Origin of the sequence: Roseovarius indicus (genome assembly GCF_008728195.1) — a bacterium.
GTDB lineage: Bacteria > Pseudomonadota > Alphaproteobacteria > Rhodobacterales > Rhodobacteraceae > Roseovarius > Roseovarius indicus.
On sequence record NZ_CP031598.1, the window covers coordinates 4,859,789 to 4,886,535 of the forward strand.

Here is a 26,747-nt window from a genome sequence, read left to right on the forward strand (position 1 = left end):
CCTAGACCCACGGCGACCTAACCCAAGGGAGCCGACCCCCATGTCCGACATCACCGCGCGCCTCGATCTGCCGATGATCCAGCCGTCACAGGCGCAGAAACACGTCACCCATAACGAGGCGCTCCAGGTGCTCGACGGCCTCGTCCAGGCGGCGCTGGAAGAGAGCGGCGCCACCACCCCGCCCTTCGAGCCCGTCACCGGCGCGCTCTACGCCACGGGCGCTAACCCCACCGACGACTGGGCCGGCCAGCCCAACAAGCTGGCCCTTCGCATCACCGAGGCCTGGCTCTTCATTGACCCGCAAGAGGGCTGGCGCGCCTGGGACAAGGCGACCGGGCAATTCAAGGTCTTCGACGGCAGCGGCTGGGCCGAAATCCTCCCCGACCTGAACAACCTCGACGGCATCGGCATCGGCACCACCTCGGATGCCACCAACCGCCTCACGGTCGCCTCGGCCGCCAGCCTCTTCACCCATGACGGCGCAGGCCATCAGCTCAAGGTCAACAAGGCCGCCCCCGCCGATACCGCCTCGCTGCTCTTCCAGTCGGGCTTCACCGGCCACGCCGAAATGGGCCTCGCCGGCGACACCGCCTTTTCCATCAAGCTCAGCGACGACGGCACCACCTGGCACGACGCCCTGCGCGCCGACCCGGCAACGCAACAGCTCGCCACCGACTTCCAGCTCACAGGTAACGCGGTCCAGCAATCGCCCACCGACACCACCACCGGCCGCCTGATGCGCGCCGATTACGGCTATGGTCCCGGCAACCTGCTCGGCACCGTCACCCAATCCGGCGGCATCCCCACAGGCGGCGCCATTGAAACCGGCGAAAACGCCAGTGGGAGTTACGTGAAGTTTGCCAACGGTCTGATGATGCAATGGGGGGTGGCCGCCTCGCCATCCTCATATGTCCCCGACGGCAGTATCTACCGTGGCGGCGCCACCACCTTCGACTACCCCGAGGATTTCGCGGCGGGCACGATCCCCGCCCTTTCCGTCAGCGTCAACTCGACCGACACCGTATGGGCCCAGGCGCGATCGTTGGTGAACACTGGCGGGTCGGCCCGTCTCATGGCAGCAACTGAACCCACCCAGAGCTACGACGTCGGCTGGCTGGCCATCGGCTACTGGTTCACCTGAGCAAAGGCAGAGAAACATCATGAAACTCCTCTTCGTACCGAAAAGCCGCCGGGCACCGATGACCTTGGCCCGCACCGGCGACAGTCTGACGATCGACGGCGAGGCCTTCGATTTCTCGGGCCTTCCCGATGGCGGGACCCTCCCGCGCGAGGCCATCGACTGCGCCCGCATCGCCGGCGACGTAAGCCGCGATGCCGCCGGCGTGCTGACCGTGCCGCTCTACCTGCCGCACGGGCCGGGCGCGCCGCGGCACACCCGCTTTCCAGACCCCATGACCCTGACCGAAGACGGCCCCGTCGCCCTGCCACCCTATGACACCGAACCGAACAGGGGCGCATGAGCCGCATCCACCTCTCGCAAATCGCAAAGGCCAGGATAGCGCAGCACGCACAGCGTGCGGCCCGCAACTGACCCCATGCTTAACAAATCCTGAATAGCTGACCCGTCGAATTAATTTCGACGGGTTTTCCACGGTCTCGCCGCATTCCCATCCCGCTCTTGCGCCACCTCTCCGCGCATTTCCCCCGGCGGTGGAACAAGGGGTGAGCAGGATGAGGCTGCAAGTAAGGGGCACGATCACGTCGGGCCAGGGCACGCTGGACACGGCAATCAGCGATCTCGAATATGCCAGCGGGCCGAATGGCCCGGTGCTGGTCTCCGTCTCGGGGCCCGAAGGCGGGCTTGCGACCTACCAGCTTCGCGAAGACAGGCTGCCCGCGCGCGGCGACCAGGTCTTCTACACCGCCGGCCAGATCAGCGGCGCGGGGCACGAGATCATCGTCTCCGAAAGCGGCGGCACGACTCACGTCTTCGCCACCGGATTCAGCCATAACGGCATCCTCCGCTACACGCTCGGCACGGGCGGCGACCTTGGCGGCCGGACGGTCCTGCGCGGCGCCGATATCGGCGCCGCCCCGGCCGTTGCGGCCGCCACCGCCGATGGCGAGCTTCTCCTCGCCGATCCCGGCCAGTCGGGCTTTTCGGTATACGGCATCGGCGGGTCGGGTCTCACCGGCGGCTACACCGTCGCCGACACCGCCTCGACCCATGCCGACGCCATCGGCGCGGCCGCCGCCACACGCATCGGCAGCACCGACATCGTCATCGTCGGCAGCCAGTCCGAACACGGCGTCACCGCCTATACCATCGGCGGCACCTCGGCCCGCGCCGGCGGCAGCGTCGGCCCCTCCCAGGGGCTCGGCATCATGGTCCCCACCGATATCGCCATCGCCACGACGGCCGGGGGCACCTACGTGATCGTCGCCTCCGAACCCTCGAACGGCGAGTCCGGCGCGCTCAGCGTCATGCGCCTCGACGCGCAAGCCCGCCTCACGCCCACCGACCACGTGCTCGACACACGCGACTCGCGCTTCGGCAACGTCCAGAAGGTGGCCACGCTCACCCATGACGGCCACACCTACGTGGTGGCGGCCGGCGGCGATGGCGGCGTCACCCTGCTGGAACTCATGCCCAACGGCCGGCTTGTCCATATCGACAGCATCGAGGGCACGGCACAGGCCCCGCTCGGCGACGTCACGGCCCTCAAACTCGCCGTTGTCGGCGACGAGCTTCAGGTCTTCGCCGCCACCGAGGAAGACATCGGCATCACCGTCCTGCGGGCCGATCTCTCGTCACAGGGCAGCCCCCTTGTCGCCGGCAACGGCGGCACCACCCTCACCGGCACCGGCCGCAACGACATCCTGCTCGACGGCAACGGCGCCGACCGGCTCGAGGGGCGCGGCGGGGCCGACCGCTACGTGCTCACCGCCGACGGCCAGACCGACACGATCATCGGCTTCAACCCGGCGGTCGACATCCTCGACCTCTCCGGCCTGCCCTTCCTCTACGATGTGGCCCGGCTCGAGATCGTCAGCCTCTCGAACGGGGCCCGCATCACCTATCGCGGCGAAACCGTCATCCTGCGCAGCGCCAACGGCCAGCCGCTCGACCCCGAGGCGGTGCGCGCCGCCATCGAGGTGAACATCAACCGCAGCTTCTCGGCGCCGTCCCGCAACCTCGAAGGCGGTGGCGGGGCCGACATGCTCCGTGGCGACTGGGGCCCCGACACGCTCAAGGGCAATGACGGCAACGACACGCTCGAAGGGCGCGACGGCGGCGACCTGCTCATCGGCGGGCGTGGCAACGACCGCATTCTCGGCATGGATGGCGGCGACATGCTTCAGGGCGGCCGCGGCTACGACACGCTGATGGGCGGCGACGGCAGCGACACGATGCAGGGTGGCAGCGGCAATGACAGCCTCTTCGGCGAGGCGGGCGACGACCAGATCTTCGGCCAGGGCGACAACGACACCGTCGAAGGCGGCGGCGGCCGCGACACGATCCACGGCGACCTCGGCAACGACCTGCTGCGCGGCGGCGGCGAAGATGACAGGCTTTACGGCGACGACGGCAACGACACGGTGAACGGGCAGGATGGCAACGACGTCGTCTCGGGCGGCGGCGGCAACGATGTCGTCGGCGGCGGCAACGGCAACGACACCCTCTCGGGCGGCGACGGCGCCGACAGGCTCTACGGCGACAACGGCAACGATACCCTCAACGGCGATGGCGGCAACGACGCGCTTTACGGCCGCAACGGCCATGACAGCCTGCGGGGCGGCTCCGGGGCCGACACGCTTTCGGGCGACGATGGCAACGACACCCTGCTCGGCGACGCGGGCAACGACGTTCTGCACGGCCACGACGGCAATGACAGCGCGCTCGGCGGCGACGGGGCCGATACGATCTCGGGCGACGCCGGGGCCGATACGCTCTTCGGCGACGGCGGCAACGACGTCCTGCACGGCGACGCCCACAATGACAGGCTCGGTGGCGGCGCCGGGGCCGACACGCTCTACGGCGACGACGGCAACGACACGATCAGCGGCGACGGAGACAACGACCTGCTCCACGGCGGCAACGGCGCCGACAGCCTTCTCGGGCAATCCGGCCACGATACGCTCCTCGGCCATGCCGGCGCCGACACCCTGCGCGGCGGGTCCGGCAACGACGCCATCACCGGCCACGACGCCAACGACCGGCTCTTCGGCGATGCGGGCAACGACCTGCTCAAGGGCGACGACGGCAACGACACCCTCTGGGGCGGCGCCGATCACGACGCTCTCTACGGGGGCGCGGGGTTCGACGTCATCTATGGCGACGGCGGCAATGACAGCATCAAGGGCGGCGCCAACGAAGACACGATCTACGGCGGCGACGGCAACGACTACATCCACGGCCAGAACGGTGTCGATGTCATCTATGGCGGCAATGACAGCGACACGATCACCGGCAACAACGGCGAAGACACGATCCACGGCGATGCCGGGGCCGACAGCATCAAGGGCGGCTTCAACTGGGACAGCGTCTCGGGCGGCGACGGCAACGACACCGTGCTCGGCCAGAACGGCAACGACCGGGTCGACGGCGGAAACCACAATGACAGCGTGATGGGCAACAACGGCAACGACACCGTGATGGGCGGCAACGGCGACGACGTGGTCAATGGCGGTTACGGCAACGACCGGGTCAATGGCGACAACGGCCACGACACGCTGATCGGCAGCGGCGGCAACGACACCCTCGCCGGCGGCGCAGGCCACGACATCCTCACCGGCGGCAACGGCCGCGACGTCTTCCTCTTCAACTCCAACACCAACACCGGCAACGACACGATCACCGATTTCCAGAACGGCACCGACCGCATCCGCATCGACGGCGCGGCGGATTACGACGACCTGACCATCCGCCGCACCGGCGGCGACACGGTCGTCAGCTGGGACAACGGCTCAGTCACGCTGGAAGACGTCACAGGCCGCATCGACGCCGACGATTTCATCTTCGGGTAGGGAAAGGGGGGTCGGCAGCCGAACCCGCCCCCCGTCAACTCGCCGCCTGCACCGCGTCCACCACGCTGTTCAGCACATCGTCCAGCAGCGCCGGCTCCACCGCCTCGGCCATCACCCGGATCAGCGGCTCGGTCCCCGACTTGCGGATCAGCAGCCGCCCGTCATGGCCCAGCCGCGTCTCGGCCTTGGCGATCGCCTCCTGCACGGCCTCCGCCGACAGCGGCTGCGCCCCCTGCTTGTAACGCACGTTCACCAGCTTCTGCGGCACCGGCTCGAACACCCGGGCCAGCTCGCTCGCGGGCTTGCCGGTCTCGACCATGCAGCCCAGGAACTGCAACGCCCCGATCAGCCCGTCGCCGGTCGTGGCATAATCCGTCATCACGATATGCCCCGACTGCTCGCCGCCCAGCGAATAGCCCCCGGCGCGCATCTCCTCGACCACGTAACGGTCGCCCACCGCCGTCCGCTTCAGGTCGATGCCCTTCGCGTTCAGGTGCCGTTCCAGCCCGAGGTTCGACATCACCGTCGCCACCAGCGTGTTGCCCGCCAGCCGGCCATCCTCGGCCCAGCGCGTCGCGATCAGCGCCATGATCTGGTCGCCATCCGCCACGTGGCCGGTTTCGTCCACCAGAACCACCCGGTCGGCATCGCCATCCAGGCAGATCCCGATATCCGCCCGCGTCTCCAGCACCTTCTGCGCCGCCGCCTCCGGATGGGTCGAGCCACAGCCATCGTTGATGTTGTACCCGTTGGGCTCCACCCCGATCGGGATCACCTCGGCCCCAAGCTCCCACAGCACGCTCGGCGCGGTGCGATAGGCCGCGCCATTGGCGCAATCCACCACCACCCGCAGCCCGTCCAGCCGCTTGCGATAGGGAAAGGTCGTCTTGGCATATTCCACGTAACGCCCGCGCGCGTCCTCGAACCGCTTGGCCCGGCCGATATTGCCCGGCGCCGACAGCGGCACGCCATCCTGCATCAGCGCCTCGATCCCCGCCTCGGCCTCGTCCGACAGCTTGAACCCGTCCGGCCCGAACAGCTTGATCCCGTTATCGTCGGCCGGGTTGTGGCTGGCCGAGATCATCACACCCACATCGGCCCTTAGACCGTGCGTCAGGTACCCGATCGCCGGCGTCGGCACCGGCCCCAGAAGGAACACGTCCATCCCCGTCGAGGTGAACCCCGCCGTCAGCGCATACTCGATCATGTAGCCCGACCGCCGCGTATCCTTGCCGATCACCACCCGGTGCTCGTTCTGGTCCCGCCGGAAAAACCGCCCCGCGGCCGCCCCCAGCTTCAGCGCCATTTCGGCCGTCATCGGCCAGCTGTTGGCCTTGCCCCGCACGCCATCGGTTCCGAACAGCTTTTCCGACATGTCTCGCGTCCTCGTCCCTCGTCCGGCCTTGCGCCGGCTCGTCCTTTTTTTCCTCCATATCCCGTGTGTCCAAGCCTGTCCAATCACTGTCGGCTACAATCCTGTGGCATTCCGCCCATTCCGACAGGCAATCCACCGGTCCCCGCCTTTCCTCCGGCCGTCCCATGCCCTATATTGCATCCTTCCGGCATCAGCTCGAGACGCCCAGAGGAACACCGATGGCCAAACCGAAGGACAATCCGAACTACAAGGTGGTCGCCGAGAACCGGCGGGCCCGGTTCGACTATGCCATCGAGGAAGACCTGGAATGCGGCATCATGCTCGAAGGCTCCGAGGTGAAATCGCTGCGGCAGGGCTCGTCGAACATCGCCGAAAGCTACGCCATGGTCGAGGATGGCGAACTGTGGCTGGTGAACGCCTACATCGCACCCTACGAACAGGCCAAGACCTTCCAGCATGACGAGCGCCGCAAGCGCAAGCTGCTGGCCTCGAAAAAGGAGCTGGCCCGCCTCTGGAACGAGACCCAGCGCAAGGGCATGACCCTCGTTCCGCTGGTGATGTATTTCAACCACCGCGGCATCGCCAAGATCAAGATCGGCATCGCCAAGGGCAAGAAGAACCACGACAAGCGCGAGACCGCCGCCAAGCGCGACTGGAACCGCCAGAAACAGCGCCTCCTGAAGGAACACAGCTGAGGCCAGCGCCCGATTTCTTCAAAAGAAATCGGACAGAAATCTTTTCAAGATTTCGCCCCCTGCCCGCCGCGCAAGCCCTGCCATCTCCGCCGCCCGCCACGGCGCGCGGCCCGTTGCACGCAACATTCTCCCACCGCACGATGCGTTAACCCGGCCGCCCGCATGGTCCGGCGGTAAAAAATACCGACGTAATACCGACGTAATACCGACGCGATACCGATACGGGAATTATCACGAAATCAGTGCGTTAACCCTGATTCGCCCGCAATCCGCCGTTTGACGCCCCCCACGCCGCCCGACCTTGCCCTTCGCGCCCCTTGGCTGTAGTCAGAATGGCATCCAACCCGGGGGGCGACATGGCACAAGACGATCCGAAAACCCTTGTTTCCACAGACTGGCTGGCGGCCCACATGAAGGACCCCGACCTGCGGATCCTGGACGGCACCTATTTCCTCCCCGGCATCGACCGCGACCCCAGGGCGGAATACGCCGAAACCCACATCCCCGGCGCGCGTTTCTTCGATATCGACGAGATTTCCGACCAGCGCTCCGAGCTGCCCCACATGGCCCCGCCGGTCGAGAAATTCATGTCCCGCATGCGCGCAATGGGCGTCGGCGACGGGCACCAGGTGGTGGTCTACGACACCCACGGCCTGTTCTCCGCGGCCCGCGTCTGGTGGCTCTTCAAGCTGATGGGCCAGAACGACGTCGCCGTGCTCGACGGGGGCCTGCCAAAGTGGGTCTCCGAAGGCCGCGAAACCGAGGATATGGAGCCCATCATCCGCGACCGTCACATGACCGTCCGCCGCCAGGCCCACATGGTCAAGGACGTCACCCAGGTCTCCGCCGCCTCCAAGCTCGGCGACTACGAGATCCTCGACGCCCGCTCCCCCGCCCGCTTCCGTGGCGAGGAACCCGAGCCCCGCGAGGGCCTGCGCAGCGGCCACATTCCGGGCTCGAAAAACGTGCATTATCGGGAGCTTATGAACGAGGACGGCACGATGAAAGACCCCGACGGCCTGCGCGCCGTGCTCGACGCCGCCGGCGTCGACACGGCCCGCCCCGTCATCACCACCTGCGGTTCCGGCGTGACCGCCGCCATCATCAACCTTGCGCTGGAACGCATCGGCAAGACCGACCACGCGCTTTATGACGGGTCCTGGACCGAATGGGGCGCCTTCGGCACCGTACCCGTCGCGACCGGAGACGAATAGATGTTCGAACAGCTCAAGGAACCGTCCGCAGACAAGATCCTCATGCTGATGCAGCTGTATCGCGAGGACCCGCGCGAGCAGAAGATCGACCTTGGCGTGGGCGTCTACAAGAACCCCGAAGGCGTCACCCCCATCATGCGCGCCATCAAGGCCGCCGAACAGAAATGGTGGGGCGAGGAAACGACCAAGGCCTATACCGGCCTCGCCGGCGATCCGGCCTTTTCCGACGCGATGATCGGCCTCGTGCTGGGCGATGCGGTGCCCCGTGAAAACGTCGCCGCCGTGGCCACCCCGGGCGGCACCGGTGCCGTGCGTCAGGCCTTCGAGCTGGTCAGGATGGCCACCCCCAAGGCCCGCGTCCACGTGTCGAACCCGACCTGGCCCAACCACCTGAGCATTCTCAAACACCTTGGAATCGAGGCCGTCCCCTACCGCTATTTCGACGAAACCACCTGTGGCGTCGACTTTGCCGGCATGATGGAAGACCTTGAAAAGGTTGAAGAAGGCGACGTCGTCCTGCTGCACGGCTGCTGCCACAACCCCACCGGCGCCAACCTCAACCTGACCGAGTTCAAGGCGGTGATCGAACTGATGATCGCCAAGGGCGCCCTGCCCATGATCGACATCGCCTACCAGGGCTTCGGCGACGGTCTCGACGTCGACGCGCTCGCCACGCGAGAGGTCGCCTCGGCCTGCCCCGAAACCCTCATCGCCGCCAGCTGCTCGAAGAATTTCGGCATCTACCGCGAGCGCACGGGCCTTCTCATGGCCATCTCGCAGGACAGCTCGAAACAGAAGGTCGCACAGGGCAACCTCGCCTATCTCAACCGCCAGAACTATTCCTTCCCGCCCGACCACGGCGCACGGCTGGTGACGCTGGTTCTGAACGACGACAAGCTCCGCGCCGACTGGCAATCAGAGCTGGAAGACGTCCGCCTGAACATGCTCAGCCTGCGCGAACAGCTGGCCTCGGAAATGCAGCGCCTCACCAAGTCCGACCGCTATGGCTTCATCGCCCAGCACCGCGGCATGTTCTCGCGTCTCGGCCTGTCGACCGAGATCGTCGAGGCCCTCCGCAAGGATCACGGCATCTACATGGTGGGCGACTCGCGGATCAACATCGCCGGACTCAACAAGGAAACCGTGCCGGTTCTGGCCAAGGCCATCGTCGAAGCCGGGGGCTGACAGCCCCGCCGTCAGACGCGGTACCGCGCCAGGAACATCTCGACCGCGCCGTTCACGACGCGCTCGATATCCGCCTCGTGAAAATCGTTGCAGACCCCGCAAAGGTTCCGCACGAACAGGTCGGCCTTGCACAGCTCGCCGAACTGGTTCGCGGCCAAATCCATGTCGTCGATCTTCAGGATTCCCTGCTCGACATAGGGGGTCAGAACCTTGGTCATCCGCTCGCGCACCAGCTGCGGACCGGATTCGTAGAACCGCCGGCCCAGCTCGGGAAAGCGGTAGGATTCCGACACGCAGATACGAAACACCTGCCGCCCGAACTCTGACAGGAAAAACCGCACGATCCGGTTCGCCGCCTCGTGCAGCACAACCTCGATCGGCGCGCCCGTGCCGATGACGTCGAGCGCCTCTTCGGCCTGCCGGTTGCATTCGATCCGGGCGACTTCCGAAAACAGCAGGCGCTTGTCGGGGAAATAGCTGTAAAGCGTGGCCTTCGAGACCCCGGCCGCGCGGGCGATCTCGTCGACACTGGCGCCTTCAAAGCCGTCGCGCAGGAAGATTTCCCGCGCCCCGTCGAGCACCTGGTCGAATTTCCGGCCTTTCTTGATTTCAGCGGCCATCGCCGTCATGCGCATCCTCCGCGAAGTCGCTTGCCTACCCTAGACGTGGGGGCGCCGGTCCCGCAAGCAAATCCGCGTCGGCCGCGGGCGGCCGCCACCACCCGCGGTGGGGGGCACATCTTACCGGTTCACGTCGGTCTGGGTCCGCGTCACCGGCGCCGGCTTGGGCGTCGGATAGGTCAGCGTGGGGAACAGGCTGCCGACATCGACGCTTTGCGCCTGAACGGGCGTGGCGAGCGGCAGAAGGGCAATGGCGAGGGCGGCAAAGACGGGTTTCATGGGGTTTCTCCTAACTGAACCGTTTCGTTCACTTATGGATATCTAAACCGATCAGTTCAGATATTCAAGAGAAAACTGAACGGAACGGTTCAGCTTTCTCAGCGGCCAGACAAGCCCCTGTTTTTCCTATATTTCCGGACTTTCTGAGACGCACTCTCAGCACATTAAGCGGCGTTCAGCCAAGCAATCCAAGCGTGTCCTGGCACCGTCTTCCGCCATAGAACGCGCCGAGAATCTGCCCGAACACATCACCGCCGCCCGCGGCCTCGAACAAGGTCGCGCAGGAGCGCAGCTTGAGCGCGTCCACCGGCCCGAGAATCGTTTCGGGCGCCAGATCGTCATGGGACAGCATCGCCTCGGAAATCTCGGTCAACCGCCGCCCGAGCACCGGGTGGGCCAGATAGGCCTCCGCCTCGGCCCGGTCGGCGATACCGTAGTGAAGGGCCGTGGCCGAGCGACCCAGCCCCTTCAGCTGCGGAAAGACGAACCACATCCAGTGGCTGTCCTTCCGCCCCCGTTGGATTTCCTCCAGCGGTACGGGCCAGACCCGCTCTTGTGCTTCGATGAACCGGTCCAGGCTCATGCCGCCTCCACAGGGTACGCTACAGCGCATCCTGCCCGGGGCCGCGCATCACTTCAAGATGCCAGGCAGGGTAAGCCCATGTTCACGTGCGCAATCGATGGCGATGTCATAGCCCGCATCGGCATGGCGCATCACGCCGGTCGCCGGATCGTTCCACAGCACGCGCTCGAGCCGACGGTCGGCATCTTCCGACCCGTCACAGCAGATCACCATGCCGGAATGCTGCGAAAAGCCCATGCCGACGCCGCCACCGTGATGCAGGCTGACCCAGGTCGCGCCGCTTGCGGTGTTCAGGAGGGCATTGAGCAACGGCCAGTCGGACACCGCGTCCGAGCCATCCTTCATCGCCTCCGTCTCGCGGTTGGGCGATGCCACCGAGCCGCTGTCGAGGTGGTCACGCCCGATCACCACGGGCGCCTTCAGCTCGCCGTTCCGAACCATCTCGTTGAACGCGAGCCCGGCCTTGTGCCGCTCGCCCAGCCCGATCCAGCAAATCCGCGCCGGCAGGCCCTGGAACGATATCCGCTCCTGCGCCATGTCGAGCCAGCGATGCAGATCGGCATGGTCGGGGAACAGCTCCTTCATCTTGGCGTCGGTCTTGTAGATATCCTCCGGATCGCCCGACAGGGCGCACCAGCGGAACGGGCCGATGCCTTTGCAGAACAACGGGCGGATATAAGCGGGCACGAAGCCGGGGAAGGCGAAGGCATCTTCCAGCCCCTCTTCCAGCGCGACCTGCCGGATGTTGTTGCCATAGTCGAGCGTCGGAACCCCGGCGTTCCAGAAATCGACCATCGCCTGCACATGCACCTTCATCGAGGCGCGCGCGGCCTTCTCCACCGCCTTGGGGTCGCTCTCCTGCCTGGCGCGCCATTCGCCCACGGTCCAGCCCTGGGGCAGGTAGCCATGCACCGGGTCATGTGCGCTGGTCTGGTCGGTGACGATATCGGGCTTCACGCCGCGCTTCACCAGCTCCGGGAACACGTCCGCCGCATTGCCGATGAGTGCGACAGACTTGGCGTCGCCCGCCTTGGTCCAGCGGTCGATCATCTCCAGCGCCTCATCCAGCGAATGGGTGATCTCGTCGACATAACGCGTCCGCTTGCGGAACTCGGCACGGGTCTCGTCGCACTCCACGGCAAGGCAACAGGCGCCGGCGAACACCGCCGCCAGCGGTTGCGCCCCGCCCATACCGCCAAGCCCGCCGGTCAGGATCCAGCGGCCCTTCAGGTTGCCGTCGTAATGCTGCCGGCCCGCCTCGGCGAAGGTCTCGTAGGTCCCCTGCACGATGCCCTGCGTGCCGATATAGATCCACGATCCGGCCGTCATCTGGCCGTACATCATCAGGCCTTTCTTATCGAGCTCGCTGAAGTGATCCCAGTTGGCCCAATGCGGCACGAGGTTCGAGTTGGCGATCAGCACGCGCGGCGCGTCCGCGTGGGTCTTGAACACGCCCACCGGCTTGCCCGACTGCACCAGCAGCGTCTCGTCTTCCTCCAGCCCCTTCAGCGTGGCAACGATGCGGTCGAAATCCTCCCACGTGCGGGCCGCGCGGCCGATACCGCCATAGACCACCAGCTCATGCGGGTTCTCGGCCACGTCGGGGTGCAGGTTGTTCATCAGCATCCGCATCGGCGCCTCGGTCACCCAGCTTTTCGCGCTGATCTCGGTGCCGGTGTCGGGATAGATGTCGCGGGTGTTGTGGCGGGGGTTGGTCATGCAAGCTCTCCTTCGCGGGCAAGCTGGTCAATACGGGTCAGTATGGTTTGAAGATGCGGGCGGATCGTTTCGGCCCGATCACGGCGATAGGTCCATGGCGGCATCTCTTCCATGTAGGTCGATTGGGCCAGTTCCATCTGGATGGCGTGACGCCCGGTATCCGGCCGTCCATGGTGCCGGGTCGTCCACCCGCCCTTGAAGCGGCCATTGGTGACCGAGCTGAAACCGTCAGCGGCGTCACAGACCTCTGCCACCGCGCTGGCGATCCTCTCGTCGCAGGTGGTGCCGTTGTTCGTTCCGATATTGAAATCCGGCAACAGCCCCTCGAACAGGAACGGGATACGCGAGCGTATGGAATGGCAGTCATACAGCACCGCCACCCCGTGCGCCGCCTGCACCCTCTGCAACTCCGCCTCCAGCGCCGCATGATACGGCGTGTGGAAGGCGTGCTTGCGCGCGGCGATGTCGGCCTCGGTCGGCGGCGTGTCCCAGATATCCAGCCCGTCGAAATCGGTCATCGGCACAAGGCCGGTGGTGTTCTGCCCCGGGTAAAGAGAGGCGCCCGACGGGTCGCGGTTGGCATCGATCACGTAGCGGTGGATCGTGGCCCGCACCACGGTCACGCCGGGCAGCAGCCCGTCATAGAGATCGTGGATATGCCAGTCGGTATCCGACAATCCGCGCCCGCGCTCGTTCAGGCAACGCCGGATATCCGCGGGCACATAGGTGCCGGTATGCGGCATGCCCAGAACGACGGGGCCATCACCCCGGATCACCTCGACCGGCTCCATCATGCGTCTCCCATATCCAGTGCCAACCCAGCTGCACCGACCAGCGCGCCGTCGCGGATCAACTGAGAGGCGGCTTCGAGGTCGGGCGCGAGATAGCGGTCTTCCTTCAGCGCCGGAACAGCCTTGCGCAGACTTGTCATGGCCCGTTGCAACGGCTCGCTCGTCTTGAGCGGACCGCGAAACTCGATGCCTTGCGCCGCACAGATCGCCTCGACCCCGAGGATCGTGGAAAGATTCGCGTTCATCCGCCCCAGTCGCCGCGCGGCATGGGCGGCCATGCTGACGTGATCCTCCTGGTTGGCCGAGGTCGGCGTCGAGTCGGTCGTGCAGGGGTTTGCGAGGTGCTTATTCTCGCTCATCAGCGCGGCGGTCGTGACCTCGGCGATCATCAGGCCCGAGTTCAGCCCCGGTTCCGGCGTAAGGAAGGGCGGCAGGTCGAAGCTCAGGTTCGGGTCGACCATCAGCGCCACCCGCCGTTGGGCTATGGCGCCCAGTTCGGCGATGGCCATGGCAATCTGGTCGGCGGCAAAGCCCACCGGCTCGGCGTGGAAGTTCCCGCCCGAGACGATCCGGCCCTCCTCGACCAGAACCAGCGGATTGTCGGTGACGGCGTTGGCCTCGATCTCCAGCACTTCGCCCGCACGCCTTAGCAGGTCGATCGCCGCGCCGCTCACCTGTGCCTGGCATCGGATGCAATACGGATCCTGCACGCGGCTGTCGCCCTCGCGGTGGCTTTCGCGGATCTCGCTGCCCTCCATCAGGGCGCTCTGCGCGCGGGCCGCCATGATCTGACCCTTGTGGCCGCGCAGGGTGTGGATGGCGTCGACCAGCGGCGCGGTGGAGCCCATGATCGCATCAGTCGACAGCGACGCCGTGACGATACAACCCTCGGCATTGCGCCACGCCTGCCAGAGACCCACCAGCGCAAGCGCGGTCGAAAACTGCGTACCGTTGATCAGCGCAAGCCCTTCCTTTGGGCCAAGCACGATCGGTGTGATGCCGGCCTTGGCAAGCGCCTCGCCGCCGGGCAGTCTTTGACCGTTGAACGTTGCCTCGCCCTCGCCGATCATCACGGCCGCCATATGCGCCAACGGCGCAAGGTCGCCCGAGGCGCCCACCGACCCCTGGTCAGGCACCACCGGCGTGACGCCCGTCGCAAGCATCCCTTCGATCAGCTCAACCGTCTGCCACTTCACGCCCGACGCGCCCCGGCCAAGCGACATCAACTTGAGCACCATCATCAGACGGGTCGTCGGCTCGTCCAGCGCCTCTCCCACACCGCAGCAATGGCTGAGGATCAGGTTGCGTTGCAGCGTTTCGGTCTGTTCGGACGGGATCTTGACGCTGGCCAGCTTGCCGAAGCCAGTGTTCACGCCGTAAACCGCCTCTTCCCCCTCGGCCGCGCGGCGCACGAGATCGGCGGCGGCCTCGACCCCGGGCTTTGCCGCACGGTCCAGCGTTGCCGCCTGCCCCCCGCGCCACAGCGCCTCGAGCGTCGAAAGCGTGACCGAGCCGGGAACCAGAACCTCGCTCATCCTTCACCTCCGAAGATACGCCGGTTCAACGGGTTGAACCCGATCCGATAGGCCAGCTCGGCCGGCTGGGCCACGTCCCACACCGCAAGGTCGGCCCGGTTGCCGGGGGCGATCACGCCTGTATCGTCTAGGCCAAGCGCCTGTGCCGCGTGGCTTGTGACCCCGGCGAGCGCCTCTTCCGGCGTCATGCGGAACAGGGTGCAGCCCATGTTCATCGTCAGCAGCAGCGATGCCAGAGGCGACGAGCCCGGATTGCAATCGGTCGCCAGCGCCATCGGCACGCCATGCTTGCGGAAGGCCTCGATGGGCGGCAGCTGGGTTTCATGCAGGGTATAGAACGCGCCCGGCAGGATCACCGCCACGCTGCCCGACCCGGCCAGCGCCTGTGCATCGCTCTCGTCGGCGTATTCCACGTGATCGGCCGACAGCGCGCCGTATTTGGCGGCCAGCTTGGTGCCGCCGATATTGCTCAGCTGCTCGGCATGCAGCTTGACGGGCAGGCCAAGTTCCTTGGCCTTCGCGAAGACCGGCTCGATCTCTTCCACGGAAAACGCGATCCCCTCGCAGAACCCGTCGACGGCATCGGCCAGCCCTTCCTCTGCCGCCTGCTCCAGCGCGGGCAGGCAGACCTCGGCGATATAATCGGCGTTGCGGCCCTTGTACTCGGCCGGCACCGCGTGAGCGCCGAGGAACGAGGTTTTCACCCGCACATCGCGCGACGCGGCCACCCGCCGGGCGACGCGCAGCATCTTCAGCTCGGTGTCGACATCCAGCCCGTAGCCCGACTTGATCTCGATCACCGACACGCCCTCGGCGATCAGCGCGTCGGCGCGGGTCAAGGCGTCAGCCAGCAGGTCGTCTTCCGACGTCTCGCGCGTGGCTGTCACGGTCGAGACGATCCCGCCCCCGGCGCGCGCAACTTCCTCGTAGCTCGCCCCGTTCAGGCGCATCTCGAACTCGCCGGCGCGGTCACCGCCGAAGACGATATGGGTGTGACAATCGATCAGCGCAGGCGTGATCAGGCGGCCTTCCATGTCCTCGCCCGTTTCGGCGAACTCGGCGGGCAGGTCACTCTCGGGTCCGACCCAACGGATCTTGCCATCGGCAAAGGAGACCGCACCGGCCTCGATCAGGCCATAGGCCCTGTCTCCGGTCATCGTGGCAATCGTCGCGTTCCGTAAAAGCATGCGCGGTCTTTCCCTGCTGAGTCCCGATATGCACCATTTATTATGTCTGCACATAATAATCGTCAAGGAAAGAATGCCTTCCGCCCGCCAAAAGCAAACCGCCCCACGATGGGGGCGGCCTCTGGCTCATTTCGTGAGCAATGCGCGCTATTCCGCGGCGATCTTGATGACGGGCTCCATCCGCGACAGGATATCGTCGGCCAAGTGGCACTTGACCTGGTGCCCCTCGGCCAGCACGCGGACCGGCGGTACCTCCTTCTCGCACAGCCCTCCCGGCACCTCCGACTTCCAGCGGCAGCGCGTCTGGAAGGGGCAGCCCGGCGGCGGGTTCATGGCCGAGGGCACGTCGCCCTCGAGCACGATATGCTTTTTCTCGACATGGGTGTCGGCAATCGGCACCGCCGACAGCAGCGCCTCGGTATAGGGGTGATAGGGGGGCGAGAAGACCTGTTCGGTGGTGCCAAGCTCGACCACGTGGCCGAGATACATGACCATCACCCTGTCCGACAGGTACCGCACGATCGACAGGTCGTGGGAGATGAACAGCAGCGTCGTCTTCTTCTCGCGCTGGATTTCCATCAGCAGGTCGGTGACCGCCGCCTGTACCGACACGTCGAGCGCCGAGACGGGTTCGTCCGCAACCACGATCCGGGCCCCGCCGGCAAAGGCGCGGGCGATACCGACCCTCTGCTTCTGCCCGCCCGACAATTGCCGCGGCATCCGCTCGGCGAACTCGCGCGGCAGCTTCACCAGGTCGAGCAGGCGCATCATCTCGGTATGCCGCTCCTCGTCGGAATTGCCATGCCCGAAGATTTCCAGCGCCCGCATGATCTGGCGGCCCACCGTCATCGAAGGGTTCAGCGTGTCGAACGGGTTCTGGAAGACCATCTGGATGTCGGCCACGGTCTGGGTGTCGCGGCTTTGAATGGGGATATGTTCGATGTTCTTGTTATCCAGCAGGATCTGACCGTCGGTCGCCGTCTCCAGCCCCATCAGCACCTTGGCGAAGGTCGACTTGCCACAGCCCGACTCGCCCACGATCGCCAGCGTCTCGCTCTCCCGCGCCTCGAAGGTCAGCGTTTCGTTGGCCTTGACCACCTTGGTCGCCCCGCTGGAGCCGAACAGCGCGTTGGCCGCCACCTCGTAGTATTTCTTGAGGTTCTCCATCTTCAGGACGACATCGCCCTTCTTCGTCGCCTCGGTCTGCACGGCGGCCTTGATCGGCGCGTGCCAGTCGATTTCCTTGTACCGCAGACAGCGGGTGAAATGCCGGTCGTCGCCGCCGATCTGCTCCATGGGAATGGCGATATCCTGGTTGCACCGCCCCTCTTCGAAATAATCGCAGCGCGGGCCGAAGTTGCAGCCCGGCGGGCGTTCGTGCGGCAGGGGGAAGTTGCCGGGAATGGCCACCAGCGGGCGCGCGTTCTTGTCGGCGCCGGGCAAAGGGATCGACCGGAACAGCGCCTGAGTGTAGGGGTGCTGCATCTTGTCGAACACGTCCTCGATGCTGCCGGTCTCGACCGCCTCGCCGGAATACATCACGCAGATCCGGTCGCATGTTTCCAGCACCAGCCCGAGGTTGTGGCTGATGAACAGCATCGACGTGCCGTACTTGCGGCCCAGCTCCTTGACCAGCTCGACCACGGCCGCCTCGACCGTCACGTCAAGCGCGGTGGTGGGCTCGTCGAGGATCAGCAGGCTGGGGTTGGCCATCAGCGCCATGGCGATGACGATCCGCTGCTGCTGGCCGCCGGAAAGCTGGTGCGGGAAGGATTTGAGAATGCGCTCGGGGTCGGGCAGTTTCACGTCCTGCACCACTTCCAGGGCGCGCTTATAGGCCTCCTTCTCCGACACCTTCTCGTGGATCATCGGAACTTCCATCAGCTGCTTGCCGATCTTCATCGCCGGGTTCAGGCTTGCCATCGGCTCCTGGTAGATCATCGCGATCTCGTTGCCGCGAATGTCGCGCAGCTCCTCGGCCGACAACTTGCCAAGGTCGCGGCCCTTGAACTTGATCGACCCACCAACGATCCGGCCATTCACGCCCAGGTCCTGCATCACGCCCAGCGCCACGGTCGACTTGCCGCAACCGCTCTCGCCGACAAGGCCCACCGCCTCCCCCGGCTGCACCTCGACTGAGAAATCCATCACCGCCGGGATTTCCCTCAGCCGCGTGAAGAACGAGATCGACAGGCTGTCGATTTCGAGGATCGGGCCGTCATAGTCTGGTTTCTGCGACATCTCGTTGTCCTTTTCCCCGAACGGGCGATTAATCCTTCAGGCTTTCTTCCCGCAGACCGTCGGCGAGGAAGTTCAGCCCCAGCACCAGCGTCAGCAGCGCGATGGCGGGCGGCACCGCGATGTGCAGGATGTTGGCCGACAGAAGGCGGCGCCCGTCGATGATCATCTTGCCCCAGTCGGCGCTTTCCGATTCCAGCCCGAGGCCGAAGAAACCCAGGGTCCCCAGAAGGATGGTGGTGTAGCCGATGCGCAGGCAGAAATCGACCAGAAGCGGCCCCCGCGCATTGGGCAGGATTTCCCACAGCATGATATACCACGGCCCCTCGCCCCGCGTCTGTGCGGCGGCGACATAGTCGCGCGTCTTGATATCCAGCACGAGGCCCCGAACGATCCGGAAGACGGTGGGCGAGTTGACGAAGACCACCGACACGAACACCACCAGGAGGTTGGGCGGGAAGCTGATGATGCCCAGCGGGTCCTTGTCCCAGGCGATGCCGAGATAGACCCAGAGCCCGATCACAAGCGTGATCGCCACGTAGACGTTCCGCTTCTTCGGCTGGGTGTGATAGCGCGAGTTCCACAGGATCACGAGGAACACCAGCGGGAAGACGAACAGCACCCCGGCCATGTAGACGGGTATGCCCGTCTGTACGATCTCGGGCGTCACCAGCAGGTAGAAGAGCAGGATCACCGGGAAGGCCAGGACGAGGTTCGACAGGAACGACAGCACCGTGTCGAACCGCCCGCCGTAATAGCCCGCAGGAAGGCCAAGCGTGATGCCGACCATGAAGGCGAAGATCGTGGCGAAGGGGGCGATCAGGATCACCTTGATCGACCCCGCGATCACCCGGCTGAACACGTCGCGCCCAAGGTTGTCGCCGCCCAGCAGGTAATGCGCCCCGGCATCGGGGTCGGGCGTGCCGATCAGCTTGGAATAGGGCGTGCCCGGCAGCGCCTTCTTCATCATCGCCGACTGGTCGAGCGGGTCATGCGTTGCGACCATGTCGAACACCCCGGCGAAGAAGGCCGTGTAGGTCCAGAACAGAACCAGCGCGAGGCCGATCATGCCCACCGTGCTGTCGAACAGCTTGCCATAGAGGCCAAGCTTGCGCTTGTAGGTCATCGACACCACGAAGGTGATCACCATGAGGATCAGGACGGGTGCGAACTGGATGATCATCTGGCCGAAGATCGCGCCCCAGCTGAGTGCGTCGTTATTCATCTCTGCGGCCCTTCCCTAGCTCACGCTGATCCGCGGATTCAGGTAGACATAGCCGATGTCCGATATCAGCTGCGTCACCAGAACCACGATGACCGATATGACCGAAACCCCCAGCAGAAGCTCGATATCGTTGTTCCCGGCCGCCAGCACCAGGGTCCAGCCGAAGCCCTTGTAGTTGAACAGCGTCTCGACGATCACCACCCCGTTCAGCAGCCACGGAAACTGCAGCATGATCACCGTGAACGGCGCGATCAGCGCGTTCCTGAGCGCGTGTTTCACGACGATGTTGGGAAAGCTGACGCCCTTGAGCCGCGCGGTGCGGATATATTGCGAGGTCATCACTTCGGCCATCGAGGCCCGCGTCATCCGGGCGATATACCCCATGCCATAGGCGGCGATGGTCAGCACCGGCAGGAAGAAATTCTCGAAGGTGACATTGTCCATCGCGCTGGTCGCGGTGCCCTTGAACCATTTCAGGCCCACGGCGGAACTGGCGAAGATGGCGATGAACAAGACCCCCGACACGTATTCCGGCGTCGCCGTCGTGGAAATCGAGAAGGTCGATAGCGACCGGTCGAGGCGTGAACCCTCCCGCATCCCGGCCAGCACGCCCAGTATCAGCGCCGATGGCACCATCAGCAGCATCACCCAGAACATCAGGATGCCGGTCAGGCCCAGCTTTTCAGCGATGATGCCGCCGACATCCTCCTTGATGACGGTGGAAAACCCCCAGTTGCCCTGAAGCACGCCACAGAAACGGGGCGCCTCTTCGATCGGCTGATCTCCTTCGGCGCAACGCGCGCGCACCTTCCCGTCGGTGCCTTCGATCACGTAGCCCGGCAGCACACCCAGCCATTGGCCATACTTGGTGACCATCGGCTGAAGGTATCCCCGGTTGTTGAGATAGGTCGCAACCTCCTCGTCCGACATGCGGAAGTTGCCCTGCGTCTTGGCGAGCTTTTCGAGGTTGGGGTAAAGGTTCGTGAGAAAAAAGACGATAAAGGTCAGGCACAGCGCGGTCAGGATCATGACGCCGACCCGGCGCAGAATGAACTTCCCCATTAAAGGCCCCCTGTTGGCTCTTGTTATTTGCTCAGGAAGATGTCCCGTCCTCCTTAATTGCTAAACAACAAAACCACATCGGTCCAGCCGTTCCGCAATATTCGAACGGTTCTGTCAGGGTTTGCGTAAGTTTGCTGCACATGGACCGGCATGCCGCATACGTATTGCGACACTGGGGTATAGCGGGCGGCAGAACCGCCCGCTGCGACAAAAAAACCGCCACCCGTGGATGCCCGAAAACAAGGCATCCGGGGCGATCATGAGGCGGTGGGCAAACCGGTCTGCCCGGCCCGCTCTCAGCCCTTCACCACCATCTGGGGCGAGATCACGTCGATGCCGAGCGCGCGGCCGACCGCGTAATAGGTCAACTGCCCGGCATGCACGTTGAGCCCGTTCAGCAGGTGCGGATCGTCGGCGCAGGCCTGTTGCCAGCCCTTGTCGGCCAGCGCCAGCATGAAGGGCATGGTGGCGTTGCCCAGCGCGATGGTCGAGGTCCGTGCCACGGCGCCCGGCATGTTGGCCACGCAGTAATGCATGATCCCGTCGACATCGTAGATCGGGTCGGCATGGGTGGTGGCCTTCGAGGTCTCGAAACAGCCGCCCTGGTCGATGGCCACGTCGACCAGCGCCGCGCCGGGTTTCATGGTCGGGAACTGGTCGCGGCGCACCAGCTTGGGCGCCTCGGCCCCGGGGATCAGCACGGCGCCGATCACCATGTCGGCGCGGGTAAGGTGCTCTTCCAGAAGGCCGGTCGAGGAATAGCCCGTCTTGAAGACGCCCGCGAAGGCATCATCCAGATAGCGCAGACGCGGCAGCGAGCGGTCGAGCACGGTGACATCCGCGCCCATGCCCGCCGCGATGCGTGCGGCATGGGTGCCGACGACGCCGCCGCCGATCACCAGCACGTTGGCCGGGCCCACGCCCGGCACGCCGCCCATCAGCACACCGCGCCCGCCATTCGCCTTCTGCAGCGTCCACGCGCCCACCTGCGGCGCCAGCCGCCCGGCCACCTCGGACATCGGCGCCAGCAGGGGCAGACCGCCCCGGTCATCGGTCACCGTTTCATAGGCAATGGCGGTGCAGCCGCTGGCCAGCAGGTCCTTGGTTTGTGCCGGGTCGGGGGCGAGGTGCAGATAGGTAAACAAAAGCTGACCCTCGCGCAGCATCTTGCGCTCGTTCGCCTGCGGCTCCTTAACCTTCACGATCAAGTCTGCGATGGCGAAGATCTCCTCGGCGGTGTCGAGGATATTCGCCCCGGCGGCCGTATAGGCGGCATCGTCAAAGCCGGCGCCCTTGCCGGCGCCGGCCTGGATGATAACCTCGTGACCGTGCGCCACCGCTTCCTGCGCGGCGTTGGGGGTCATGCCGACGCGGAATTCCTGCGGCTTGATCTCGGTCGGGCATCCGATTTTCATGGGTCGATCCTCCTCCTGAATCTTTGTGCCAGAATGTCGCAGATCGCGCGCAATTGGGTTGAAATCTTTGCCACTCCCTTGACCTTGCAGTGAAGGTTCTTCGAATAAACGGCAGGTTAATCGAAAGGCCTTGCGCTAATGTCCCTCGACGCAACAGACCGTCGCCTGCTTGCCGTGCTGCAGCGGCGCGGGCGCATCTCGAATGCCGACCTTGCCGAAGAGGTGAACCTCTCGGCCAGCGCCTGTCACCGGCGCGTCGGGCGGCTGGAGGCAGAGGGGTATATCCGCGGCTATGTCGCCCTGCTGGATGCGCGCAAGCTGGGCATGTCGGCCACGATCTTCGTCGAGATCACCCTTTCGACCCAAGCCGACGACGTGCTCGAGGCGTTCGAGAAGGCCGTGGGGCGCATCCCGGACGTTCTGGAATGCTACCACACGGCGGGCGCCGCGGATTACATCCTCAAGGTCGTCGCCGACAGCACCGAGGATTTCGCCCGCATCCACCGCCAGCACCTGGCCCGCCTGCCCGGCGTGGCGAAGATGCAGTCGAGCTTCACCCTGCGCACCGTGTCGAACACCACCGCCCTGCCCCTCTGACGCGGCTTGCCAAGGCGGCGCGCTTTGACCAATCTGCCGGTCATGGAATTCGATTACATCATCGTCGGCGCCGGCAGCGCCGGTTGCGTTCTGGCCAACCGGCTCAGCCGCGCAGGCCACACCGTTCTCCTGCTCGAAGCGGGCGGGCGCGACAATTACCACTGGGTGCATATCCCGGTGGGCTACCTCTATTGCATCGGCAACCCGCGCACCGACTGGTGCTTTCGCACCGCAGAGGAGCCGGGGCTGAACGGCCGCTCGCTGCTCTACCCGCGCGGCAAGGTGCTGGGCGGGTGCAGCGCGATCAACGGGATGATCTACATGCGCGGCCAGGCCGCCGACTATGACGCCTGGCGGCAGATGGGCAACCCGGGCTGGGGCTGGGATGACGTGCTGCCCTATTTCCTGAAGTCCGAGGATTACGTCGACGGGAAGTCGGAGTACCATGGCGAAGGCGGCGAATGGCGGGTCGAGAACATGCGCCTGCACTGGGACGTGCTCGACCATTGGCGCGACGCGGCGGTCGCGGCCGGCCTGCCCGCGACCGATGACTTCAACCGCGGCAACAACGAGGGCGTGGGGTATTTCAAGGTCAACCAGCGCAACGGCTGGCGGGTCACCACCGCCAAGGCCTTCCTGCGTGCAGGCACCGGCAAGGGGCTGAAGGTCGAGACCGGGGCGCATACGCAAAAGCTCATCGTCGAGGATGGGCGCGCGGTCGGCGTCGAGTATTTGCAGAACAATGAAAGACAGGTCGCGCGGGCAAGGGCCGAGGTGATCCTGTCGGCCGGGGCGATCGGCAGCCCGCAGATATTGCAGCTATCCGGGTTCGGCCCCGGCGACCTGCTGCAGGAACACGGGGTCGAGGTGGCGCGCGACATGCCCGCCATCGGCGGCAATCTGCAAGACCACCTGCAACTGCGCTGCGCCTGGCGGCTTCAGGGGGCCAAGACGCTCAACACCATGGTCGGCACGCTCTGGGGTAAGGCGAAGGTTGCGCTGGAATACGCGCTCAAGCGCACCGGGCCGATGGCCATGGCCCCCAGCCAGCTTGGCGCTTTCGCCAAGTCGCGGCCGGATCTGGCGACACCCGATCTGGAGTATCACGTGCAGCCCCTCTCGCTCGAGGCGTTCGGGGGCGACCTGCATGACTTCCCGGCGATCACCGCCAGCGTCTGCAACCTGCGGCCCGAGTCGCGCGGCACCGTCGCCATCGCCTCGCCAGACCCGCACGCGGCGCCGGTCATCGCGCCCGGCTACCTCTCGACCGAGGGCGACCGGCAGGTCGCGGCGGCCTCGATCCGGCTGACAAGGCGCATCATGGAACAAGCACCGATGGCCCGCTATTCCCCCGAGGAATTCCGGCCGGGGCCAGAGCTGACGTCTGACGAGGAGCTGGCGAAGGCGGCGGGCGATATCGGCACGACGATCTTTCACCCCGTCGGCACGGTCCACATGGGCGCGGGCGAAGATGCCCCGCTCGACCCCGAGCTGCGCCTGCGCGGGGTTCAGGGGCTGCGCGTGGTCGATGCCTCGATCATGCCGACGATCACCAGCGGCAACACCAATTCACCCACGGTCATGATCGCCGAGAAGGCCGCCGACATGATCCTCGGCACCGCAAAAGACTGATCCCCCAAAAGAAAGAGGCCCCGGTGTTTCCACCGGGGCCCTGTTCCTTGGAATGGCAATGAGGATCAGTCCTCTGCCTTTTCCTCTTTCTTGACTTCTTCGCCGGTCTCCTGGTCGACGACCTTCATCGACAGGCGCACCTTGCCGCGGTCGTCGAAGCCCAGCAGCTTGACCCAGACTTCCTGGCCTTCCTTCAGCACATCCGACGGATGGTTCAGGCGGCGGTTCTCGATCTGGCTGACATGCACCAGCCCGTCGCGCTTGCCGAAGAAGTTCACGAAGGCGCCGAAGTCGACGATCTTGACGACCGTGCCCTTGTAGACATGCCCTTCTTCCGGCTCGGCCACGATCGAGTGGATCATGTCATAGGCTTTCTGGATGGCTTCACCGTTCGGCGAGGCGATCTTGATGACACCCTCGTCGTTGATGTCGACCTTGGCGCCAGACACCTCGACGATCTCGCGGATGACCTTGCCGCCCGAGCCGATCACTTCACGGATCTTGTCGGTGGGGATGTTCATCGTCTCGATACGCGGGGCGTGGATCGAGAAATCGCCGGCTTCCGACAGGGCCTTGCCCATTTCGCCGAGGATGTGCAGACGGCCTTCCTTGGCCTGGGCCAGGGCGTTTTTCATGATCTCGGGCGTGATGCCCGCGACCTTGATGTCCATCTGCAGCGAGGTGATGCCCTTTTCGGTGCCCGCGACCTTGAAGTCCATGTCGCCGAGGTGATCCTCGTCGCCAAGGATGTCGGTCAGGATCCCGTAGGAGCCGTCTTCTTCCAGCACGAGGCCCATGGCCACACCGGCCACGGCCGCCTTGAGCGGAACGCCCGCATCCATCATTGACAGCGAGCCGCCGCAGACGGACGCCATCGAGGAAGAGCCGTTCGATTCCGTGATCTCGGAGACCACGCGGATCGTGTAGGGGAAGTCGGTCGCCGCCGGCAGCACCGCCTGAAGCGCGCGCCATGCCAGTTTGCCGTGGCCGATTTCACGACGGCCCGGAGGGCCGACGCGCCCGGCTTCACCGACCGAGTAGGGCGGGAAGTTGTAGTGCAGCAGGAAGTTCGAGCGGAAGTTCCCGTGCAGGGCGTCGATGATCTGTTCGTCATCGCCGGTACCCAGCGTGGTGACCACGAGACCCTGCGTTTCACCGCGGGTGAACAGTGCCGAACCGTGGGTACGGGGCAGGATGCCGGTTTCGGAAACGATCGGGCGCACCTCGTTGAGGGCGCGGCCGTCGATCCGCTTGCCGGATTTCACCACGTCGCCGCGCAGAACGCCGGCTTCGAGCTTCTTCATCGCCGAGCCGAGGTTGGCGTCTTCAAGCTGCTCTTCGGTCAGCTTTTCCTTGATCGCCTCGCGCGCGGCCGCCACGGCGGCGGTGCGCTCCTGCTTGTCGGTGATCGCGAAGGCCGAGCGCATCTGGTCTTCACCGGCTGCTTTCACGGCCTCGTAAAGCTCCGTGTAATCAGGCGGTTGGAAGTCGAACGGCTCTTTCGCCGATTCTTCGGCGAGGTCGATGATCAGGTCGATCACCGGCTGGATCTGCTCATGCGCGAAGGTCACGGCGCCCAGCATTTCCTCTTCGGTCAGCTCGTAGGCTTCCGATTCGACCATCATCACCGCGTCCTTGGTGCCGGCAACGACGAGGTCGAGGCGCTGGTCGGGCTTGTTGCGCAGGTCGTGCATGTCCTCGACATCGGGATTGAGGATGTATTCGCCATCTTCAAAGCCCACGCGGCAGCCGGCGATCGGGCCCATGAAGGGCGCGCCCGAGATCGTCAGCGCGGCCGACGCGGCGATCATCGCCACCATGTCGGGGTCGTTGACGAGGTCGTGCGACAGCACGGTGCACATGACCAGAACTTCGTTCTTGAAGCCCGGGACAAACAGCGGCCGGATCGGCCGGTCGATGAGGCGGGCGGTGAGCGTTTCTTTTTCGGTCGGCCGCGCCTCGCGCTTGAAGAAACCGCCGGGCACCTTGCCCGCGGCATAGTATTTCTCTTGGTAGTGAACGGTCAGGGGGAAGAAATCCTGCCCTTCTTTCGGTTGCTTGGCGAAGGTCACGTTGGCCATGACCGAGGTTTCACCAAGGGTGGCGATGACCGAGCCATCCGCCTGACGGGCAACCTTGCCCGTTTCCAGTGTGAGCGTTTCCTCGCCCCACTGCATCGTCTTCTTCACTTCGTTGAACATCTGTCGTTTTCCTGGTTGGAGGCGCTCTTGGGCGTATCCCAAGTCCTCCGTTTCAATGGCGGCCCCATTGCCGCCGACCCCATCTCTTCTTCATGCGCCCGGGGCCAAGGGCATCACGTCTCAGATGGCGGCGCTATAGAGGAGTTTAAGGAGGAATGAAAGCTTTGATCACGGAGGGGTGATGCGAATCGGGGTTAATGCCAGC

At 65.2% G+C, this 26,747-nt stretch carries 21 protein-coding genes; 8 read left to right on the top strand and 13 right to left on the bottom strand.

Annotation, left to right across the window (positions count from 1 at the left end):
* The first annotated feature begins 40 nt into the window (after nt 1–40).
* The 3 genes from RIdsm_RS23290 (at nt 41) to RIdsm_RS23300 (ending at nt 4,989) form a co-directional block, all read left to right on the top strand.
* Nucleotides 41–1,141: a DUF2793 domain-containing protein gene (locus RIdsm_RS23290; protein ID WP_057813021.1), complete on the top strand. Its 1,101-nt coding sequence runs from the start codon at nt 41–43 to the stop codon at nt 1,139–1,141.
* 19 nt (nt 1,142–1,160) lie between these two features.
* The gene (locus RIdsm_RS23295; RefSeq protein WP_057813019.1) at nt 1,161–1,481 is read left to right on the top strand and encodes a hypothetical protein; all 321 of its coding nucleotides are present in this window, start codon (nt 1,161–1,163) and stop codon (nt 1,479–1,481) included.
* Between the two features lie 211 nt (nt 1,482–1,692).
* Nucleotides 1,693–4,989, top strand: a complete 3,297-nt coding sequence (locus RIdsm_RS23300; RefSeq protein ID WP_057813017.1) for a calcium-binding protein — start codon at nt 1,693–1,695, stop codon at nt 4,987–4,989.
* 34 nt (nt 4,990–5,023) lie between these two features.
* Here the strand turns inward: RIdsm_RS23300 and glmM are convergent, their stop codons facing one another.
* Nucleotides 5,024–6,364: a phosphoglucosamine mutase gene (gene glmM, locus RIdsm_RS23305; RefSeq protein WP_057813015.1), complete on the bottom strand. Its 1,341-nt coding sequence runs from the start codon at nt 6,362–6,364 to the stop codon at nt 5,024–5,026.
* A gap of 218 nt (nt 6,365–6,582) precedes the next feature.
* Here glmM and smpB point away from each other — a divergent pair, with 218 nt between their 5' ends.
* From smpB to RIdsm_RS23320, 3 genes are all read left to right on the top strand, one after another.
* On the top strand, nt 6,583–7,059 hold the full coding sequence (smpB, locus tag RIdsm_RS23310) for an SsrA-binding protein SmpB (protein WP_057813013.1): 477 nt from the start codon (nt 6,583–6,585) through the stop codon (nt 7,057–7,059).
* A 356-nt stretch (nt 7,060–7,415) separates the two neighbouring features.
* Nucleotides 7,416–8,273, top strand: coding sequence for a 3-mercaptopyruvate sulfurtransferase (sseA, locus tag RIdsm_RS23315; protein ID WP_057813011.1), 858 nt, complete (start codon nt 7,416–7,418; stop codon nt 8,271–8,273).
* A complete protein-coding gene (locus RIdsm_RS23320) occupies nt 8,274–9,458 on the top strand; it encodes an amino acid aminotransferase (RefSeq protein WP_057813009.1) in 1,185 nt (394 codons plus the stop codon).
* Between the two features lie 11 nt (nt 9,459–9,469).
* On the opposite strand, the gene RIdsm_RS23325 is transcribed toward RIdsm_RS23320, so the two are convergent.
* From RIdsm_RS23325 to ald, 11 genes are all read right to left on the bottom strand, one after another.
* Nucleotides 9,470–10,087 carry a TetR/AcrR family transcriptional regulator gene (locus tag RIdsm_RS23325; protein WP_057813008.1) on the bottom strand — a complete coding sequence of 206 codons (618 nt, stop codon included), beginning with the start codon at nt 10,085–10,087 and terminating at the stop codon, nt 9,470–9,472.
* 111 nt (nt 10,088–10,198) lie between these two features.
* The gene (locus RIdsm_RS30260; RefSeq protein WP_177228390.1) at nt 10,199–10,357 is read right to left on the bottom strand and encodes a hypothetical protein; all 159 of its coding nucleotides are present in this window, start codon (nt 10,355–10,357) and stop codon (nt 10,199–10,201) included.
* A 175-nt stretch (nt 10,358–10,532) separates the two neighbouring features.
* Complete coding sequence (locus RIdsm_RS23330; protein WP_057813006.1) at nt 10,533–10,940, bottom strand: DUF1810 domain-containing protein; 408 nt, start codon at nt 10,938–10,940, stop codon at nt 10,533–10,535.
* A 48-nt stretch (nt 10,941–10,988) separates the two neighbouring features.
* Nucleotides 10,989–12,659, bottom strand: a complete 1,671-nt coding sequence (hutU, locus tag RIdsm_RS23335) for a urocanate hydratase (RefSeq protein ID WP_057813004.1) — start codon at nt 12,657–12,659, stop codon at nt 10,989–10,991.
* Nucleotides 12,656–13,450, bottom strand: coding sequence for an N-formylglutamate deformylase (gene hutG, locus RIdsm_RS23340; protein ID WP_057813002.1), 795 nt, complete (start codon nt 13,448–13,450; stop codon nt 12,656–12,658). The genes hutU and hutG overlap by 4 nt, the downstream gene beginning before the upstream one ends.
* A complete protein-coding gene (hutH, locus tag RIdsm_RS23345) occupies nt 13,450–14,985 on the bottom strand; it encodes a histidine ammonia-lyase (RefSeq protein WP_057813000.1) in 1,536 nt (511 codons plus the stop codon). Before hutH ends, hutG begins: the two co-directional genes overlap by 1 nt.
* Entirely contained in the window at nt 14,982–16,172 is a 1,191-nt protein-coding gene (hutI, locus tag RIdsm_RS23350) for an imidazolonepropionase (protein WP_057812998.1), read from the bottom strand. The genes hutH and hutI overlap by 4 nt, the downstream gene beginning before the upstream one ends.
* 147 nt (nt 16,173–16,319) lie before the next feature.
* The gene (locus RIdsm_RS23355) at nt 16,320–18,413 is read right to left on the bottom strand and encodes a dipeptide ABC transporter ATP-binding protein (protein ID WP_057812996.1); all 2,094 of its coding nucleotides are present in this window, start codon (nt 18,411–18,413) and stop codon (nt 16,320–16,322) included.
* 28 nt (nt 18,414–18,441) lie between these two features.
* A complete protein-coding gene (locus RIdsm_RS23360; RefSeq protein ID WP_057812994.1) occupies nt 18,442–19,635 on the bottom strand; it encodes an ABC transporter permease in 1,194 nt (397 codons plus the stop codon).
* A gap of 15 nt (nt 19,636–19,650) precedes the next feature.
* Complete coding sequence (locus RIdsm_RS23365; RefSeq protein WP_057812992.1) at nt 19,651–20,697, bottom strand: ABC transporter permease; 1,047 nt, start codon at nt 20,695–20,697, stop codon at nt 19,651–19,653.
* 296 nt (nt 20,698–20,993) lie between these two features.
* Nucleotides 20,994–22,112: an alanine dehydrogenase gene (ald, locus tag RIdsm_RS23370; protein WP_057812990.1), complete on the bottom strand. Its 1,119-nt coding sequence runs from the start codon at nt 22,110–22,112 to the stop codon at nt 20,994–20,996.
* A gap of 138 nt (nt 22,113–22,250) precedes the next feature.
* On the opposite strand from ald, the gene RIdsm_RS23375 reads away from it, so the two are divergent.
* Entirely contained in the window at nt 22,251–22,709 is a 459-nt protein-coding gene (locus RIdsm_RS23375) for an Lrp/AsnC family transcriptional regulator (protein ID WP_057812988.1), read from the top strand.
* 42 nt (nt 22,710–22,751) lie between these two features.
* On the top strand, nt 22,752–24,341 hold the full coding sequence (locus tag RIdsm_RS23380) for a GMC family oxidoreductase (RefSeq protein ID WP_057813307.1): 1,590 nt from the start codon (nt 22,752–22,754) through the stop codon (nt 24,339–24,341).
* A gap of 65 nt (nt 24,342–24,406) precedes the next feature.
* On the opposite strand, the gene pnp is transcribed toward RIdsm_RS23380, so the two are convergent.
* Complete coding sequence (gene pnp / locus RIdsm_RS23385; protein WP_057812986.1) at nt 24,407–26,542, bottom strand: polyribonucleotide nucleotidyltransferase; 2,136 nt, start codon at nt 26,540–26,542, stop codon at nt 24,407–24,409.
* Nucleotides 26,543–26,747 lie beyond the last annotated feature (205 nt).